The following is an 18,520-nucleotide window of genomic DNA, read 5'->3' on the forward strand; positions in this document are numbered from 1 at the left end:
GCTCACGACTGGGCGAGCCGGCCCGGGGACGAGCCAGGTGAAGCTGATTTACGCCGTACGGCCGATAGTCACGTCGCACAACTGGCGCTAGCTTGCAAAATCCTTGGCTGGCACCCGAAGGTTGAGAGCAGGTTGCTTCATACCTCATGCAGCGCTCTCTTCAGGCTCAATCAGGCCCAGGAGTTTTGGCGCATTCAATGACCTGGCGACGGAGACGTGTATGGCACCCGAAGTATTAGCAGCCTACATTGGCTCCGTTGGTACGCTCGGCGGTGCCATACTCGGCGGCCTGGCGGGGCGATCGGATTTTTTGGCGCGCCTAACAGCGACATCAGGCATTCCGTCGCTTGAGGGGTCCACCTGGGAGTCGCAGTGGAGACCCGATGGTGGAACTCAAGAGAAAGCCCGAATCGATTTCACTCGTCAACGCAGGGGGCGAGTCTATGGCAAGCTGACCATGGATGGGGTGAAACAAATTGTGTGGGATGTAGAAGGAATATTTGATGGGCAATTCCTTCGTCTTTTTTGGCACCCGAACATAAAGTCAGCTAATAAGATGGCTACCGACATTGGCGTCTACTTCTACCAAAGGCAAGGCGACGGCACGTTTGTCGGTTGGAGTGTTGGCTACGAATTTGAGGACGGAAAAGTACACTGTGATCAGGATACTCTCCGGCAAGTGTAGTCCCATTCAGAAAATGGCTGCGTCCCTACGTCCGCGTGGCATTGCCCGTGTCAAGTGCGTGACCTATGCGAAGCCGGCGAGTTTATGGCGCAGGGCGGGCCGCCAACCATCAATGAGCCAAGCTGGAGCGACGGCGGCGTCCGCATGCCGTACATCCGCAAGCTCACTGGGCGCAGCCGGTGCGTGATCCACGAGAGTGGCAGGAAGCACGGCCTCCGCAATGGCGGAAGCCCGGAGCTCTTCAATTGGGCGCATTCGAAGAGCGGCTTTCACTACCGTATGAGCGCCAGCGTTTCTAGTGAATACCAGGCGGCGTAGTGATTGTTGTGCATCTCGCAAACGGTGCAGACCCGGCCCCACAGTCGGGATGACTTGTGCTTGCGGGTGGATCAGAACTCAAATTTTTAGGGGTCACCTTGAAAGTAGCCCCCGGGGATGGCCCCCGATCATTGTAGGCCACGACTCGATAGCTGCCACTTGTTGCGGTTGGTTGAGAGTTACTCACCAGGGGATCTTCAAACAGCGGCAACGCCGCTCGCGGAGGCGGGAGGTCCCAGCTGTTGCTTAGACCGTTGTCTACCACCTGCCATGACCCTCCACTGAGCCTCTCTAGCCTCATGCGACTTGTTGCATCGTACGTGACAGCACCGCTAGGTGCGATCGAATAGCAAACCACCTCAACGCCGCCTGATCTCGTGGCGCTACCTGAGCAATTGACGGGCGCGGGCGGGGCCACGCTATTCCGGATAAGGCTATAGACGAGGTTGCCGCCCGGCACTAGAGCGGCATTAAGCATAAACATCGCGTCCGCGTTAGGATCGGCTGCAATATCCGGTGCGATTCCCTTGGTGCGAATCATCTGTTGGGCTTGGATGGCCGTCGCATTGAGCGCCGAATTCTGTGCCGCCACGACAGACGCGACGATTGCCGATCCGTCGTACTCCTGTTTCTGAATGGAGTCGAGCACAGGGCCACTTGCAGAACTGGCGAAGTCTGCCTGCAGGTTAAGCGCGGCCGCTTTCAAGTTAGAAAGGGTGGCTGTTGCGCTCTGAACTGTGGCCGGTGGCACTTTGGTCGAACTCGCGCCTGTGAAGATGTCTGCGTAAGCAATGACGGAGTCGCACTCGAAATCGCCCGTAATGTTGAAGGTGGCAGTGCCAATGTTCTGCACAGCGTAATCCAACGTGATTGCCACCCCATGAGCAATAACCTTCAGTCCGAACTGGTTGGGCCCGAGCGACCTAATGCGCGTCTCGAGGCTGGCTGGGAGTTTGCAGTTGTCCCACTTCACCTTGGATAGCTTTAGCTTGGCAGTGATTACATTCTGGATCTCGCTGCATAAGCCATCCTGAACATCGCTTGCGGAGACACTCAATGGCGGAAATCCCCCTGGGGTAGACAGCGGTAAGGGGTTGCCATTTACCCGCGCCACCGCAATGCCGGGCCAATTAGTCACGAAGCCCTGGCTGTCAGTGGTTTGGCCGTCGGCGACTTCAGCCGAAAGCCCGCAGACTGCTAATACATAAGCCGCAATGCAAAGTCGAACGCGAGGCGCGCGCAGGCAACTCGATACCAAATGGCTGGAGGAAATAGCCTGACAAAGACTTGGTTGCATCGCAGACCCCTCAGAGGCCTCTGACTATCGGGGCCCCGCAAAGCAATCAGGTACCAAGAGGCGTTCAGGTGCCGTCGGAATGGTGGCCCCTGTCAAAGAGACATAGTGCGCACCACCAAAGTGAGCATTTCAATGCATCCTCTTCGCGACACGAGCGATGACGCGACCAGGATCCGTCCCAATGAAGCGAACCTCGTCTCCATTACCGATCACCACCCCCTCCTGCTGAAGATGTTCGCCGAGACTATCTTGGATGGCTAGGCGCATAGTGCAATCGGGGTTAACAACGTAATCGCCGACAAATGTTGTTCGGAGAATTTTTCCGTTGAAACTGAAAACAAGGGATCCAGTCAGTTTCCCTCGCCCATCGAGGGTCGTGGTTCCGACATCAACTTCGAGACCTGGTTGGGGCGGGCTGCCGACAAACACGGTCCCTTGTCCGTAAATGGCGTATGGTCCTTTGACTGTCGCCATTGAGCAGCCGGCGTTTTGGGCGTTCGCGGTATCGGATAGCGCTGGCCCGGCGCTTGTGAGCAGCATTCCGATTCCGATAACACCAATGACAGTGGGAAAAGCAGTCATGGTTTCCTCCTCGGCAATTCCGTAACGAAGAGCGGGAGTCGCGACTTCGGGAACCTACGCTCATCGCCACCCCGAGCAATCCAACTCGTTTCGTATGGCTATAGGTCTACGTAAGTTCACGTATGTTCTCCACAAACCCCAGTCGAGGTCGAGAAGACTTGGCCTACGGCATCAACGGTCGCACCATGGTGGACCGATTCCGCGAGGCCCTGCTCAGCGCGGCGTGGGAGAACGGTCCGATTCCGCCAGGGAGCCAAGAGCCCCACGAGCATCGACGGCACCAGGCAGGGTGTTGATCAGCCCGTGTTATCACGGGTAGAGCCCGAGCAGCATTTTGCATGTATGCCCGCAATCCGAAGTCCTTCAAGTTATTCCCGGGTTCGATCACCCCCTTCGGAACTTGCGTCTGGCTGCCGTATGATGAAGCGGATGAAGCGTTGGTTTAGGGCGCATGGATGACGGAGGACTAGTGGCAGGCAACACATCCTTTATTGAGTCCCAGCCAGTTCAAGCGTGGCTTGCTCAGTTTAACGTCGCCGATCAGCCGATCGTGGTCGATCTACTGCGATCGATGCTGCTTGTCTCTCGAGATGAATTCACCGAAAGGTTGAGAGCCTTGCTTATTGAACGTCTCGACAACGGAGATGGCCCTGTCGGTCTGTACGTCGAGCGAGAGCTGCCCAAAGACGAAAATGACGCCGTGCTTCCGCTGTTCAGTGAGCGTGAAACTCCTCGCCGCAGGGCTGTTGGGAATGGCCCGGAGCCATTGCAATCGCTCGACCCGTCGACGCACGACGTTGGAAGTGAAGGCCTAGTGGCCCAACTCATCTCTGAGGTATGTCGCCAGCGGCCAGGTCAGGCATTCAATCACCCTGGCCCGGATCAAATTAGAGCGCATCGAATCCGGCGCTTCATGCTGGTAACGGACCTCGTCGGGAGCGGCCAGCGTATAGCGGACTATTTTGAAGCCGCCTGGCAAATGGCTTCCGTTAAAAGTTGGTGGTCGCGGCGGCACACGCACGGCATGCACTTTGAAGTCGTTGCGTATGCAGCAACCACCGTCGGACGGCGACGCGTCTTGCAGCACGCATCTTCGCCGGCCATTTTCACGGTTGCTTTGTGCCCAACTGTTTCTGACCTTTTTTCACGTGAGAAGGCAAAGATGGTCGTGGATGTTTGCATGCGGTACGACCCACGTAAGGCAGATCCGGTGAAGTCAATGGGCTTTGGAGGTAAGGGTGTACTGATGGCCTTTGCTCACGGTATTCCTAACAACGCTCCGCGGATACTTCACGTAAGCAGCAGGAGGTGGCTCCCCCTGTTCCCCAAGAGAGTCACCTCCCACACACGTCACGTATTTTCTTCTTCAGTCACGCACGGTGAAGATATTCGCGATCGACTCGCGAGCATGAGGCAGCAGCGGTTGGCTCAGGTCGCTGTCGACTTGGATTTAGAGGTTGGCGCTGCTCCGTTGTTACTGGTGCTTGCCGCATCAACGAATTGGCCCGGGCGAGTTGATGCGATTGCCGCCAAAACCGGCCTAACCTACGAAGAAGTACGAAGGGCGATCGACCGGTGCTCTGCAAACGACTGGATATCATCGAACGGCCGCCTCACTGATGCGGGAAAGGCGGAGCTGGCGTCCATCCGGAGGTTCCGCGAACATCGTCAACATAATGGGGCAGAGGTTTCCGCCGAACCAGCAGGGGAGTACTATCCCACTGCGCTGAGGGCGCCAGTGGGGAATTCTAGTTAGCCGGGCCTAGCCCGGTGCCGGCTTACAGTTAACCGTAAGTAAGCGGGGTGCAGAGTCTGCTTCCCTTCGTATTAGCTCTCGCTTGATGCTAAGGCAGGTCACACGATTGCCGCTGCGCGGCACGTGCGGATGTCTTACTGCATCGTGCGACCTGTCTCACCCTACGGGTGTCAAAGTAGATGACCCACTGGAGCCCTCAGCGTTACAGATCATTAGGGCAGAGGCGAGGCATAGACCCCTCGGTTCTGGAAAACGCCGTGCGCACTGGCAACATCACTTGCGCGGCCAATCCCCATGTCCCGACGCTTTTTTCTCTAAAACATCTCGCGTACAGGTCGGGAGTTGACTATTCGCTCTTGCGAGCAATTGTAGAGCGCCGAGATCCAGAGCCATATCGAACATTCAAGGTACGCAAGCGCTCGTCCTCGCCACAGCATGCACGGTATCGCGTCATTGCCGTGCCAAGTCCTGCACTGATGCGCGTCCAGAAATGGATAGCTCAGAGAATTCTTGCGGTCGCGCCGGCGCATAGCGCTAGCACTGCTTACGGAAAGAACTGCAACATTTCCGATGCTGTCTTGCCTCACTGCTCATCAAGGTGGCTCATCAAGCTTGATGTGAGGAGTTTTTTTGAGTCGATAAGTGAGTCCGCGGCTTACGGCGTCTTCCGAAAACTCGGCTATCAACCATTGATCTCGTTCGAGCTTGCTCGTATCTGTACGCGCGTGTATTCGAAGACTCGTCTTCGGTCGTATAAGTATTGGGATGTGGAGCCGGCGCGTTGGTCTGCGATCCCGAGCTACCAGTATTTTCGAAAAGGATCGTTGCCCCAGGGGGCGCCAACAAGCCCCATGTTGGCGAATCTGGCCGTTCGACAATTTGACGCCAATATCACCGCCATCGCCGAAAAGTACGGACTCATATACACCCGTTACGCCGATGATCTCGCGCTCTCGACTTCTGGTGAATTTAGTCGCCAGAAGTGTCACTCCGTCATTCAAAAAGTGTACGGCGAAATGCGCGCGTTTGGGCTTTCACCCAATGCCACGAAAACAGCAATCTCGCCCCCTGGTGCGCGCAAGTTGCTTCTTGGACTTCTCGTTGATACCGACAGACCTAAGCTAACTCGTGAGTTTAGGGCAAAGCTTCGGCAGCATGTTTTCTTCTTGCAAAGCCCGAAAGCCGGCCCCGTTAAGCATGCAAGGCATTTGGGATTTCAATCATTGATCGGCTTTCGACACCACATACATGGCCTGGTGAACTACGCTTACGAGATCGAGCCCGCTTTTGGGGAGCGTTACAAAGAGGCGCTAAAGGCAGTGGAGTGGCCCCTTTAAGTACTGGTGCGTCAAAAACTTGGCTGCCGGCCCGCAAAATGATTACTCTGCAATCTTTCTACTTGCGCGCAAACCAATCCGATCGGCAGGAGAGATATGGCAACCTGGCCTACGTACGATCTGGAGCACTAGCGGGTTCGGGTGCGGCGCAGCTTTAGCGGGAGCAACTATGAGCTCTTTGGCGCATTGATCGTTAGATGACGCTCTGGACCCGCCAACCGGCATCGATGAGCTTGCCGAGATCGCTCTCATCGAGCCGCTCGCTATTGATGGCAAGGCAAAGAAAGCGAGTGGGGCGCGAAAAGCCCACGTAGTTGTAGCGAAGCTGTGCCGGGAGGGTCCCCGGTTGCTTACCTTTGGACGTTTTACGTCCAGTCAGGCATGCAAGCGCCTCAACAACGTCGAACCGCTTGGAGTAACGACCAAACGACTCGAGGTAGAGCGTCGCAAGATGCGTCTCCCCTTTTGTATTGCTGACCGTGTCGACCGTAATGTTCACGGTCCGGTCGCCCACTGAAACCGTACAAGTGCGTAGCAATGCATTTTCGGCGGGAGCATCGTCGCCGCCCGCAGGATGGGCAAAGACGTCGAAGCCTGCGAATTGCTTGATTGTTGTGCCAGGAAGGAGAGGCTTCAGAGCCGCATGCAAGGCGTTAATGATTGTTGTGCGGGTTTTGTCGGTCGACCCGGCGCCCGGGTCCATGACAATGTCCCGGATTGCGCGGCGCAAGGAATGGAGGTCGACGTCCGCGTCGCGAAGCGCGCGGAAGAGCTGCCATGGTTCGCGGACATCAGTAGCAATCGATGCCTTCGCTTCGCGCAAGACTAGGAGGATGATGCGCCGCACGCGCTCGACCCGGTCGCCAAGCTCGATCGGGGCGCGCCCCATCCCAATATCGTCAGCGAGCAAGAGCCACGCGTTCGCGCGCCTCGGCGCCGCGGTTTTCGAGTCGACGGCCAGCGGCCGCCAGAAGTCACCGACGTGGCGACCGGGAACTTGTTTTGCGTCCCCACTCTTTCTGGCGCAAATTGCCCGGACATGACCACCGGCCGCAATGGTCGCGTCATCGAATGCATCGAGGACGAGCGCCCCGAACTGGGGTATGACGCGCCCGATGGAGTCTGGTTTGTAAACCAAAATGGTCGGGGGCGCAGCAACATCGGGGCCTTTACCGACGACGGCGTCACCGACCTGCCGTACTTGTGACACGATGCCAGCAATGACCGGTCCGAAGCGCCGACTAGTACTCATGGGTAGCACTGGCTCTTCCGGGAAGGTGGTGCCGTCTTCGCTCTCGTCGCCATCATCGTCAATGAAGATACGTTGGTTGATGTCGCCGAATCGCTGGACGATAGCTCCCTTGCCAAAGGCTTTGGTGAGGAGTGCTGTTTGACTCGGCGACGTGTCCTGCATCTCGTCAATCATCACGAGCGGAAAGCGCTTTGCGAGAAGGACGGGGAGGTCGGGCGCATTCGCCATCGCGCGCTCGGCGTACGCGAACATGTCGATGTGTCGGAAGATGCCCTTCTTTGCGAGGTCGCCTTTAACCTTGCGCAGGTACTTTCCCGACTCGCTCTTCTCCGACGGAAAGCCCTTGCCGGAAACTATGTCGAGTTCGGCGCCCGCATATCGCATCTTTTCGATGAGTTCGTCGCCGTTAAACTGCTGCTTCGCCCAAGTCTTAACTGTCCAGTTTGACCGCGCGGCAGAGAGAGCCCGGCGGCCGAAAAGTTCGTCGTCAATGATGTCAACTTTACCGCCCTCGCTTCGCAGCCAGGGTAAAGCGAGGTACTGGTTGATGAAGGCGTGAATGGTGCCAATGAAGTGGGGGTAAGCGAGGAGCCGCGTACCTTCAGGCGTGCCCGCCAAGCGGTGGCGGATTTCATTGGCGGCGGTGTTGGTGTGGCTGATGACACAGATCCCTTGGCGGTCAGATGCCCACTTGCGACTGAGCAAGTAGAGTTTCGCCGCGAGAATCGTGGTCTTGCCACTGCCCGGCGCAGCCTGGACGTCGATTCTCCCGCCTGCAAGCAGGACCGCCCGACATTCGGGCGAGGTGAAGTCGAGGACTGGGAAGGCAGTGGTGAGGGCGGTGAGGTCTTCCTCCGCAATGTGCGGAATGGTCATGCGTCAGCCTTCTTGTCACCGGGCATCAGGTGGTGGATGGCGCGCTGGAGATAAGGCGGGATGAGCTTGAACAGTTGCTCGCCTTGACCGTAGTCACCACTTTCGAGAAGGGCTGCTGCGTACTGGGCGGTTACAGCCTTTGAGGCCAGTTTTTTGTACAGGGGTTTGTATACTTCGCACGCAAGCGCTTCCTGTGTGAGCTCTTGTGTGAGGAGCTTCTTCCATGCCGTGACTCGGGCATTCTTTACCTTCGCAAAATCGTCCTCAGGCAGGAATCCTCCGTGCTTCTTTGCCGCCACGGCAAGCCCGATGGCCATGTGCATCAATTCACAGCAGCCCGAGTAGGCGAGGTCATACTCCAACGTCCAGTGTTCGGAAACGCAGACAATGGTGCTACCACCCTCGGCGCGCTTCTGCTTCGTCTCGCGCCGTAGGCCGAGCTCTTCGTTGGTGTAGTTAGAGAAAAAACGCTTCTTGGGCTTCGTTTTCTTAGCGCTAGCTGATTCCTCGCCAGCGCCATCTTCGCCCTCAACTTCGGCGGCACCATCCTGGGCGTATTCTTCCCACTCCCGCGGATCATCCTCATCGTCGCCAGCCCCTGCTTTCGCGGCGCCGCTCTTGGCGACGTAATTAGCGCCGTCCGGCACGACATCGAAGTCAGTAATGCAGGCAACCGGGACAGGCAGCGCGATATCATCCTTTCGCTGGAGGATACGGGCGTAGTGGTATAGGCCCACGTCGCCAACGTTAACCACCGACACGCCGTGTTTGGCAAGATCGAACCCGCAAGCCTTGGCGAGAGCCGGGAGTAGCAGCGCTTCGCCTGGACCCTCGACGATGGCGACGCCACGTGCGAAGAAGAGGTTGGCGCGGGTCGATTCTAGAAAGCGGCGGAGATAGGCGTAGTCAGACAATTCGAGCTTCGTGGTCTCCCCATCGAGTCGGAAGGCGCGGCCACCGACGACAAGGGTCATGGCCTCGACGCGAGCTCCGGCTACCAGCGACGGGCTGTGGGTGGTCATGACCACCTGCAGCGGGCTCTTGATGTCTGCGGAGGTCTCGGCGAGGAGTGACATCACGCGATCCTGGAGCTGAGGGTGGAGGTGCGCCTCGGGCTCCTCTATGAGCAGCAGGGCGAGCTCATCGCCTTCTTTTAGCAGCACGAGCTCGGTGGCCATGAAGAGCACGTTGTTGTAGCCGAGGCCGCGTGGGCTGCGGACGTCGGCATGGACGTTGCCGGCGGGCTGGAGGGTGAGCTCGAATCGTTCGAGAATAGGATTGAGTGCCAGCTCCGTGGCGAGCCGGATGCGGGCTGCGAGCGTATCTCCGGCGAATGCGAACTTAGCGAGGTAATCGGCGTTGATGACTTTCTCGACGGCCTTAATGACCGCGTGATTACCCATGTGGTGCTGCGCATGGGCCATCAGGCCCACCAGAGTTGTTGGTAGCTCACCAACTTTTTCCCTGTCGAAATCATTGTCCTTCTGGCCTTGGGTGTCTGGGTGGGCGGCGAGGATTTGCGACAAGCGAGAGGCTCGCCCCGAGCGAAGCTCGTTTTCGGCGTCGCGAAGAGGCCGGAGGTAGGTGGTCCGGACCATCTCGCGGGCGGCCGCGCCCAGTTCCGGCCCGGTGCCGTCGACGCCACAGCGGATTTCGGTCTCGACGCGGGCGCGGCGCTTTGGTGTGCCTGAAATCCATCGTGCGTGGAGGGTCAGGTGCAGCGTGCTTTGACCATCAGCCTCGTAGGTCAGCCACTCGAGGAGCGCCGCCTGCTGATCCTCGTCGAGGCCCTTGAGGGTCGCCTCGATAGTCAGCTCGGTTGTGCGCTTGTCACCGAAAACGTGGAAGTCTTGCTCCTGCAGGCGCGTGGACTCGAAGCTAGTAGTCCAAAGTACGTGGCGGATGGCATCCACAATCGCCGACTTTCCCGCATCGTTTTCGCCAACCAAGATGTTGAGCGTCGGATTGAGTGTCCAGTCGAGCTTTGGGCCCGTGATACCGTCGCCAAAGATGCGGAAATTGGTTGCCTTAATCTTATGTAGGTGCACGGCTCGTCCCTGTGGAGTGCGATGTGCAGAAGCATAGCGAGGCACTTAGTTCCGGATAAAGGGACCGTTCGGATGCCGCCTTCTCCCTTACGCCCCCACTTACCACTTGGGGTAATTGCACGGGGCATTGCAGGCCGAAGTGTCCAAACCAATGGGGCGCTCGCTGACGAGTTGCAGCGCCCCCCTAGTTGTCGTCCAAAAGGCGAGCGGCGGGATTGTCCGCCGCGCTGCCTGATTGGAAGTACCCCATCACGCTGGACACCGCGCGATGCTCGGTCATCGCCATGATGGCCGGCAGCGGCACGCCCTGACGACTCGCTTCAGTCACAAAGCCCGAACGCAGACTGTGCCCGCCAAAATCGCCCTCCAGGCCCGCGAGCCTGGCGCGCCGCTGCACGATCTCACCCACCGCGGCCGGCGAGAGGGCAGGGCCGACCCGGTGCTTCCACAGCCGCCGGAAAATCGCACCCTCGGTGATCCCGGCGGCGGCCAGCCAGGCCTCCAGCGACTGGGCTGCCCGATCCAGCACCGGCTTATCCGGTGTCGAGGTGGCGGTCACGCCGGCTTGCTGGGTCTTGCTGTGCTCCAGCCGGTAAATAAAACCCTGCGGCCCGATCCGGCGCAGGTCGCGCAGATCGGCCGCGGCGACCTCGCTGCGCCGACGGCCGCCGCTGGCGAAGCCGAAGCAGAGCAAGGCGCGATCGCGCAGCCCTTCGAGGCTGTCGTCGCAGGTGGCCAACATCGCCTCGAGCTCGGCCAAGGTAATCGCAGTCTTCTTGCGCGGGCGTTCGCCGCGCTTGACCGCCGCGCGGGCGGCGCGACTCAGCACCGTACGGATCGCCGGCTGCTCGCACGGATTGGCCACGTGTTTGAGCCGGTGCGCCGTGGACAGCACGGCCACGCGATGGCGGACCGTCGCCAGTGTCCACGGACCGCGCTTGGCCTTGAGGCCGGCCGCGACCAGGGCCTGGTCGACGACCGCCGGCAGCTCCCAGGCCAGTTCGCCGTCGGTGGATCGGCGCACCACGTGATCGACCACGAATTGCAGCACGGTGGCCTCGGGCACCGGCAACGTCAGCTCGATGCCGTAGCGCGCCGCATGCCAGCCGGCCCAGTAGCGCAGGGCGCTGGCGTAGCTGCGCGTGGTGTTGGCGGCGGCCGCTTCCGCGAGCAGTTCGCGCACCGCGTCGGCGGCCTGCTGGGCCAGCTGGATCGGCAGCGTCAGGCTGGAGGCCGGCTGGGCGAGGGTCGGGATCGGTGAAATATCTTTCATAATATGTAATGTATACTACGAAATAGGGCGTCTACCCACGATAATCATCACTTATCGCGAGTACGAAACCAAGCGGGCAGGGCGCGGATCGAGGAGACCTTTTCATGGCGCGAGGCATCACTCAGGACCAGGTCAATCGGGCCGCGGACGCCATCCTGGGCGCCGGCGACAACCCGACCGTGGAGAAGGTGCGCGCGGAACTCGGCACCGGCTCGCCCAACACGATCACCCGCATGCTCGATGCCTGGCGCAGGCAACTGGGGGAGCGCTTGCGACAACTGAGCGCCCTGCCGGAAGTGCCCGAGGCGGTGGGGCAGGCGATGCTCGAGCTGTGGCGCCTCGCCGCCGACCACGCCGAGCGTGTGTTGGAAAGCCGTGTCGCCAACGAACGCGCCGCCCTGGCGACCGCTCAGGCCCAATTGGCCCGCGAGCGCGAAACCTGGGAAACCCGCCTGCAGGCGGCGGAAACCGCCATCGCCCAAGCCCAGACAGCCCGGGAGCTGGCCGAGCACGCCTGCACGACGCTGGATGGCCAATTGCAGGACAGCCATGCGTTGCGAGCCGACCTGGTGCTGCAGCGGGATCGCCTGCAAGACCATTGTGACCAACAAGCGGGTCTGATCCAGCTGCTCCGAGCCCAGCTGGACGACCATCAGGTCGCCCTGCAAAGCGAACGCGAACGCCAAGAAGTGCATATTCGCGCCGTGGAGGACCGTTCTCACCAAGAAGTCGACCGCGCACGGCAAGATGCAAAGCAATGGCAGCACCGGTACGAAGCGGCCGAACGGGGGCACCGGGATGTCGTTACAACGATCCAAAATCGGTGTGACTCCGCCATTGAGCAGACACGCCACCTTGAACAGGAAGCGTCCCGCCACGCGGGTCAGGTTGCGGCGTTGGAAAAGGCACTATCGAGGGCCTACTCGGCAGCCACAGAACGGAAAGATCGCCCCACAGTATCCAAGGCACTGGCAAAGCGCGGCCAAGCCAAAAAGATGCCGACGCGCCGACAAATCAGCAAGCAGCGAGGCGACGCCTAAATTCGGGCCAGGGAGCCACAGCGGTCCCTTGAGTCGAAGCGCATATATTGGTCATCGCTCATAAGCCCAAATCTCAGACTGAGGATTGAATGGCACCAACCAAATGAGGCTGGCACCTGGTCACTTTGGGTCGCCTTGCCGTGGGTGAGCTGTCGTCCAGGTCCGCAACTTGGCCAGGCGAGCGCGCAGATCGGCTGGGCTGATGGCCTTCGACGGATCTGCCTTGATCGTGTCATAAGTCACGGCCACCTCGGACTGCAGCCAGTTCTCCACCGCTCGGTCGTGCGCCATCAGCATGCGCAGGCCATGCCGAATGACCTCGCTTTCCGAGGCGTACTCTCCCGTCCTGACCTTGCTGGCGATCAGATCGACCATCTCAATCGGCAGGGTAATGCTGAGCTGCTTGGTGGGGCGGGTCATGGGAATCCTCATTCGTGCCGTCGGCATTGATTAGGGCAAGGCTCACCAGATTTCGCGCTTCATCGGTCGCCCGCTCTGTATCCAAAAACAGCCGGTCCCGCATAGCTAGGCCTCAATAATATGCTGATTGAGGCCTAACGCAGCCGCTGTGCGAAATTCGCGGTATCGTTAAGATGCCGCATCAAAATGAGTTCCCGAGTACTGATTTCGCGCGCAAAGCGAGAAGCCCCATGGCTGATCTGGATAGAGTGATCCTTGCAGCGAGCGAAGTAGCACTTGATCGTCGCAAGGTGATGGAATGGTTGGAAGAGCCGCTAGCCGCCTTTCGTGGCAAGACGCCGTTACAGCTTGTCGCCGAAGGGCAAGCGGATGACTTGCTCGCCTATATAGCGTCAGTTGAATCAGGCTTTGTCGGTTGACAGTCCTGGGCGTGGTCTTGGGCACCGCCGGATGCCAAGGGCTTGCAGTAACGATGGCGCAGTCCTTCCGGTTGTTTGCGCCACTGGCCCAGATTCAAGTGCACACATGGCACAAACTAGGTGGCGCTGCCGCCCAAATTTAGGTGCCGAGGTCAGTCGACTGACCGATGAAGCCCGCAAATTCCATTAGTGCCTAGGTCAAGTAGCGCTTCCAAATATGGACACCAACATCTGCGGAGCTCTCAAAGGTGTACACCGCGGGTGGCACAGCGCGAAATGTGCGCACCCAAAAGTGCACGCAGTGGACATCAGAACTGCGTAGGCGGGGCAACCTTGAGTGCGCTCAAAAGGAAGTAGAGGTTTCGCTGCGGAGAACATTTGCTACGGGAAGGTCCAATATGCGAGGGCCATGCCACCGGCCAGAAGCATCACCAATTTCGCATAATGTATATTATGTAAAATACTGGATGGCGCCATTTTTAGATGCGGGCTTGGCCGCACCGTGTTCCCCATCGCCTCCGTGGCCCCACGACTAGCCTCAATAGCCTCACCCGATCGGAGCGTTCGCGAAAGCCATTTGGGAGCGCTGCTTTAAAGACACGGCCTCAGCGTCACCCATGCACCATGCGTTGACCTCGGCACAGGCACATTGACTGGTGACCACGGAGGCCGCATGCAGCCGTCACCTTTGCTTCGAACTGGACTCGCCATGTCTGGGTGTGGCCCCTGTGGCGCAACTACCGGGGATGCCTGCCCATGAAGCACGAGCCGGTGCTCGTGGATCTGGCGTTGCAAGGTGGCGGCTCGCATGGCGCGTTCACCTGGGGTGCGCTGGATCGTCTGCTGGAGGAATCCTGGCTGACCATCGACGGGATATCCGGCACGTCGGCGGGTGCCATGAATGCCGCGGTTCTGGCGCACGGTTACGCCAAGGGCGGCGCGAACGGCGCGCGCCAGGCGCTGGAGCAGTTCTGGCGCAAAGTGTCCGACGCCGCCATGTTCAGCCCGCTCCGGCGCACGCCGCTCGATGTGTTGCTGGGCCGCTGGACGCTCGATCACTCTCCGGTGTTCCAATGGATGGACATGGCGGCGCGCGCCTTCTCGCCTTATGACCTCAATCCACACGGGGTCAATCCACTCCGGGACATCCTTTCCTCGAGCATCGCTTTCGACCATCTGCATGAGGGGTCGATCAAGCTGTTTGTGACCGCGACCAACGTTCGCACGGGCCAGGGTCGCGTGTTCCGCAATCGCGAGTTGAGCGCGGATGTGCTTCTTGCCTCGGCCTGTTTGCCGAACCTGTTCCACGCGGTGGAGATTGATGGCGAGGCTTACTGGGACGGCGGCTACTCGGGCAACCCGACGATCACGCCGCTGGTGCGCGAGTGTGATTCGCAGGACACGCTCCTTATCCAGGTAAATCCGGTCGCACGCCCCGAACTGCCGCGCGCTGCCCGTGACATCCTCAACCGGCTCAACGAGGTTTCATTCAACGCGGTGCTCCTGAAAGAACTCCGCATGCTCGCTCTGCTACGGCAGGTCGCGGACCCCGGCAAAGGCGAAGCGGCGCACTGGGCCGGCATGCGCATGCACCGCATCACCGGGGATGTGATGCTGGAACTGGGCTATTCCTCCAAGCTCAATGCAGAGTGGCCCTTTCTGTTGATGTTGCGGGACGCGGGCCGAGATGCGGCCGCGCAATTTCTCGACGCCCATGGCTCGCAACTGGGTCGGGCCGCCACCCTTGATATCGACGCGTTTTCCTATGACCTCTGACGCCATTGGCCTCATCGGCATGATCCTGTCACTGGCGCTGCTGATCGGGCTTGCCTTTCGCGGCTGGAGCGTTCTCGTGTTGGCTCCACTGACGGCGATGGTGGCGGCGCTGTTTTCAGGCTACCCGTTGCTGGCGAGCTGGACGCAATTGTTCATGGTCGGCACGGCCGATTTCCTGGGGCGTTTCTTCCCCTTGTTCCTGCTTGGCGCCATCTTCGGCAGGCTAATGAATGACAGCGGCTCGGTCCGCGTCATCGCCGACACCATGATTCGCTGGCTGGGTACGGAACGCGCGATCCTCGCCGTGGTGCTGGCCGGCGCGCTGGTCACTTACGGCGGTGTCAGTCTGTTCGTCGCCTTCTTCGTGCTGGTGCCGATGGCGAGGGAAGTGTTCATCGCGGCCGACATACCCCGGCGACTCATGCCTGCCGCCATCGTGCTCGGCACCAGCACGTTCACCATGTCGGCGCTACCCGGCTCGCCCGCCATCCAGAATGCGATACCGATGCCCTTCTTCGGCACGACCCCGTTCGCGGCGCCGGGGCTGGGACTTATCGCAGCCGCCACGATGTTCGGGCTTGGCATGCTCTGGCTCTCTCATGCCTGCAGAAGCGCACAAGGCAAAGGCGAAGGCTTCAGCGTCGATGACGATGCACCACACAGCGTGCTGTCCGGAACGGAATCCGACCGATCCCGCGGGGCGCTGGCCGACGAATTTGATCTTGCCGAAGCGGGCGAGCCAAGTTCAACCGAGGCGCCGCCATCGCCCTTCGCCGCGTTTGCGCCACTCGTGGTGGTAACCGTGGTGAACCTGGTGATGTCGCTCCTGGTGCTGCCACGCATGGATCTGGCGTATCTGGCCGAACCCGAATGGGGATCGACTTTCATGGCTGCCGTGGCTGGTGTGTGGTCGGTAATCGTGGCGCTGGCCGCCGCCATTGTCGTGTTGATCCTGCTGCATCGAGCTCGCCTGCCCCGCCTGCGCGACAGCGTAGATGCAGGCGCGCACGCCTCGGTGATACCAGCGCTCAGCGTGGCCTGCCTGGCCGGCTTCGGCAGCGTTATAGCCGCCCTTCCCCCGTTTCACTACATACGCGAACAGGTTCTGGCGGTGCCGGGTGGCCCTGTGGTCTCGCTTGCCGTCGCCACCAACGTACTTGCCGGCCTCACCGGCTCGGCTTCAGGTGGGCTCACGATCGCCCTCGACGCCATGGGCAGCCTCTACAAGGCTGCGGCCGAGGCCGCCGGCATCAATCCATCGCTACTGCATCGCGTGGCCGCCATCGGCTCTGGCACGCTCGACATGCTGCCGCACAACGGCGCCATCGTCACACTGCTCGGTCTGTGCGGCGCCACGCACCGGGAAAGTTATCGCGACATCGTCGCGGTGGGCATCCTTCCGCCCATCGTGGCGCTGCTCATCATCATTCCACTAGGGGCACTGTTCGGGTCGTTCTGAACCCAAGCCGGCGTGCCTCCACGCAACACCACGCGGCAGATGGCATGAAGGCGTTGCCTTATTGTGTTCGACCGCATACCAGCCACGAGACCTCGGTGACAACACCGCGGCGTTGGTTGTGCAGCCCAGCATTCGCAAGTTCGTTGCACCGTATGCCTTCGTGACGATCGCAAGGAATCCTTGCGCTTTTTGCTTAAGCATTATCCCGGGCATTGCACAGCGTCGTCGCGCGTATGCAAGCCCTCCACGACACCCTGCCCTCCTCCACTGGGCGCACTGTCGGCCGTGGCGTTGCAGCCGCGTGGATCCGCGATTGGCGCAGAGCAGCATCGTGTTTCACAAAAAGTCCACACGACCATCCATCGCGCACGCCGACGCGACATTTACGGTGGCTGGACTATGGTCGCGTCGGTTGGCCCGTCTGACTAACCGGCTTATTCCAGACCAAACTAGCGCAGGACGCGTTGCCTCAATTCATCGAAGTCATCCTGTCGATATGGCTTCACAACACGGGCGAATCCGAATCGTTAATGCGGTTGGCTCTTTACCAGGCGCACGGCGCGATGCCGTGACGCCAGAGCAAGTCGAGAAGGGGGTCGTTGCGGCTGATGTGATCGGTGCACCCGGTGCGCCCGCGGGGCCCCTTAGGCCTCATCTCTTGATGGCAGGAGAAACGCGATGAATTCGGAGAAGGTCAAACCCGGCGTTTATTCCGAAGTCGGCAAGCTCCGGAAGGTGATGGTCTGCTCGCCAGGCCTGGCGCACCAGCGCCTGACGCCAAGCAACTGCGACGAACTGCTGTTCGACGACGTCGTGTGGGTGAGCCAGGCCAAGCGCGACCACTTCGACTTTGTGACGAAGATGCGCGAACGCGGCGTCGACGTGGTCGAAATGCATAACATGCTCGCCGAAACGATCCAGAATCCCGAGGCGCTGAAATGGATACTTGACCGGAAAATCCGCCCGAACACCGTGGGCGTCACGCTGGTCGATGAGGTTCGCGCCTGGATCGAAAGCCTGGAGCCGCGCAAGATCGTCGAATTCCTGATTGGCGGCGTGGTGGCCGAGGACATTCCCGAGACCAGTCACAGCAAGCCGCTCAAGATGTTTCGCCAGTACCTGGGGCAGTCCAGCTTCGTGCTGCCGCCACTGCCGAACATGCTGTTCACCCGTGACACCTCCTGCTGGATCTACGGCGGCGTTTCGCTCAATCCCATGCACTGGCCGGCCCGTCGCCAGGAAACCCTGCTGACGGCTTCGGTCTACAAGTTCCACCCCGATTTCGTCGACCATGACTTCGAGTTCTGGTACGGCGACCCGGACCAGGACCACGGCTCATCGACGCTGGAAGGTGGTGACGTGATGCCCATCGGCAAGGGCGTCGTGCTGATCGGCATGGGTGAGCGGACCACGCGCCAGGCCATCGGCGAGCTGGCGCAATCCCTGTTCTCCAGAGGGGGCGCCGAGCGGATCATCATCGCCGGCCTGCCCCAGTCACGTGCGGCGATGCACCTCGACACAGTGTTCACCTTCTGCGATCGCGACCTGGTGACGATCTTTCCCGAGGTGGTCAAGGAAATCGTGGCTTTCACTGTGCACCCGGACGACTCCAGTCCCGGCGACGTCGACCTGCGCCGCGAGGAAAAGCCGTTCATCGAGGTCGTCGCCGACGCGCTCGGCCTGCCGAAGCTGCGCGTGGTCGAAACGGGCGGCAACAGCTTCGCCGCCGAGCGCGAGCAATGGGATGACGGCAACAACGTGGTCTGCATCGAGCCCGGCGTGGTGGTCGGCTATGACCGCAACACCTATACCAACACCTTGTTGCGCAAGGCCGGCGTCGAGGTCATCACCATTACTGCGGGCGAATTGGGGCGCGGACGTGGAGGCGGTCATTGCATGACCTGCCCCATCAGCCGCGACCCTGTGGACTACTAGACAGGATACGGCGGGGCTCCGCCGGCCCGGCGAAGCGCCATCCAAGA

Annotated in this window: 14 protein-coding genes; 8 read left to right on the forward strand and 6 right to left on the reverse strand. The window is 60.2% G+C overall.

Annotated elements, in window-relative coordinates; translation table 11 throughout:
* Positions 1–220: 220 nt before the first annotated feature.
* Positions 221–685: a hypothetical protein gene (locus DVT68_RS20315; protein WP_147281753.1), complete on the forward strand. Its 465-nt coding sequence runs from the start codon at positions 221–223 to the stop codon at positions 683–685.
* A 295-nt stretch (positions 686–980) separates the two neighbouring features.
* On the opposite strand, the gene DVT68_RS20320 is transcribed toward DVT68_RS20315, so the two are convergent.
* Together DVT68_RS20320 and DVT68_RS20325 are read right to left on the reverse strand one after the other, a co-directional pair.
* Positions 981–2,300 carry a hypothetical protein gene (locus tag DVT68_RS20320; RefSeq protein ID WP_147281754.1) on the reverse strand — a complete coding sequence of 440 codons (1,320 nt, stop codon included), beginning with the start codon at positions 2,298–2,300 and terminating at the stop codon, positions 981–983.
* 129 nt (positions 2,301–2,429) lie between these two features.
* Positions 2,430–2,882 carry a hypothetical protein gene (locus DVT68_RS20325; RefSeq protein WP_147281755.1) on the reverse strand — a complete coding sequence of 151 codons (453 nt, stop codon included), beginning with the start codon at positions 2,880–2,882 and terminating at the stop codon, positions 2,430–2,432.
* 469 nt (positions 2,883–3,351) lie between these two features.
* Between DVT68_RS20325 and DVT68_RS20330 the strand changes: the two genes are divergently transcribed.
* Both DVT68_RS20330 and DVT68_RS16260 read left to right on the forward strand, forming a co-directional pair.
* A complete protein-coding gene (locus tag DVT68_RS20330) occupies positions 3,352–4,638 on the forward strand; it encodes a phosphoribosyltransferase-like protein (protein ID WP_147281756.1) in 1,287 nt (428 codons plus the stop codon).
* A 257-nt stretch (positions 4,639–4,895) separates the two neighbouring features.
* Positions 4,896–5,975, forward strand: coding sequence for a reverse transcriptase family protein (locus tag DVT68_RS16260; protein WP_158543524.1), 1,080 nt, complete (start codon positions 4,896–4,898; stop codon positions 5,973–5,975).
* A gap of 193 nt (positions 5,976–6,168) precedes the next feature.
* On the opposite strand, the gene DVT68_RS16265 is transcribed toward DVT68_RS16260, so the two are convergent.
* The 3 genes from DVT68_RS16265 to DVT68_RS16275 all read right to left on the reverse strand — a co-directional run bounded on the left by DVT68_RS16265 (position 6,169) and on the right by DVT68_RS16275 (position 11,424).
* Positions 6,169–8,103, reverse strand: a complete 1,935-nt coding sequence (locus tag DVT68_RS16265; protein ID WP_114826166.1) for a UvrD-helicase domain-containing protein — start codon at positions 8,101–8,103, stop codon at positions 6,169–6,171.
* Positions 8,100–10,151 (reverse strand): ATP-dependent nuclease, encoded by a 2,052-nt coding sequence (locus DVT68_RS16270; RefSeq protein ID WP_114826167.1) that lies wholly within the window; start codon positions 10,149–10,151, stop codon positions 8,100–8,102. Before DVT68_RS16270 ends, DVT68_RS16265 begins: the two co-directional genes overlap by 4 nt.
* Positions 10,152–10,335: 184 nt before the next feature.
* A complete protein-coding gene (locus DVT68_RS16275) occupies positions 10,336–11,424 on the reverse strand; it encodes a site-specific integrase (protein WP_114826168.1) in 1,089 nt (362 codons plus the stop codon).
* 104 nt (positions 11,425–11,528) lie between these two features.
* On the opposite strand from DVT68_RS16275, the gene DVT68_RS16280 reads away from it, so the two are divergent.
* Positions 11,529–12,464: a DNA-binding protein gene (locus DVT68_RS16280; RefSeq protein ID WP_114826169.1), complete on the forward strand. Its 936-nt coding sequence runs from the start codon at positions 11,529–11,531 to the stop codon at positions 12,462–12,464.
* A gap of 120 nt (positions 12,465–12,584) precedes the next feature.
* Here DVT68_RS16280 and DVT68_RS16285 read toward each other — a convergent pair whose 3' ends face one another.
* A complete protein-coding gene (locus DVT68_RS16285) occupies positions 12,585–12,884 on the reverse strand; it encodes a ribbon-helix-helix domain-containing protein (RefSeq protein WP_199536095.1) in 300 nt (99 codons plus the stop codon).
* Positions 12,885–13,114: 230 nt separating this feature from the next.
* On the opposite strand from DVT68_RS16285, the gene DVT68_RS16290 reads away from it, so the two are divergent.
* The 4 genes from DVT68_RS16290 to arcA all read left to right on the forward strand — a co-directional run bounded on the left by DVT68_RS16290 (position 13,115) and on the right by arcA (position 18,473).
* The gene (locus DVT68_RS16290) at positions 13,115–13,303 is read left to right on the forward strand and encodes an antitoxin Xre/MbcA/ParS toxin-binding domain-containing protein (protein WP_158543525.1); all 189 of its coding nucleotides are present in this window, start codon (positions 13,115–13,117) and stop codon (positions 13,301–13,303) included.
* A 756-nt stretch (positions 13,304–14,059) separates the two neighbouring features.
* Complete coding sequence (locus DVT68_RS16295) at positions 14,060–15,079, forward strand: patatin-like phospholipase family protein (RefSeq protein ID WP_114826171.1); 1,020 nt, start codon at positions 14,060–14,062, stop codon at positions 15,077–15,079.
* Positions 15,069–16,538: a GntP family permease gene (locus tag DVT68_RS16300; RefSeq protein WP_233523518.1), complete on the forward strand. Its 1,470-nt coding sequence runs from the start codon at positions 15,069–15,071 to the stop codon at positions 16,536–16,538. The genes DVT68_RS16295 and DVT68_RS16300 overlap by 11 nt, the downstream gene beginning before the upstream one ends.
* Positions 16,539–17,216: 678 nt before the next feature.
* A complete protein-coding gene (arcA, locus tag DVT68_RS16305; protein ID WP_114826172.1) occupies positions 17,217–18,473 on the forward strand; it encodes an arginine deiminase in 1,257 nt (418 codons plus the stop codon).
* Positions 18,474–18,520: the final 47 nt, after the last annotated feature.

Source organism: Dyella solisilvae (genome assembly GCF_003351225.1).
GTDB lineage: Bacteria > Pseudomonadota > Gammaproteobacteria > Xanthomonadales > Rhodanobacteraceae > Dyella > Dyella solisilvae.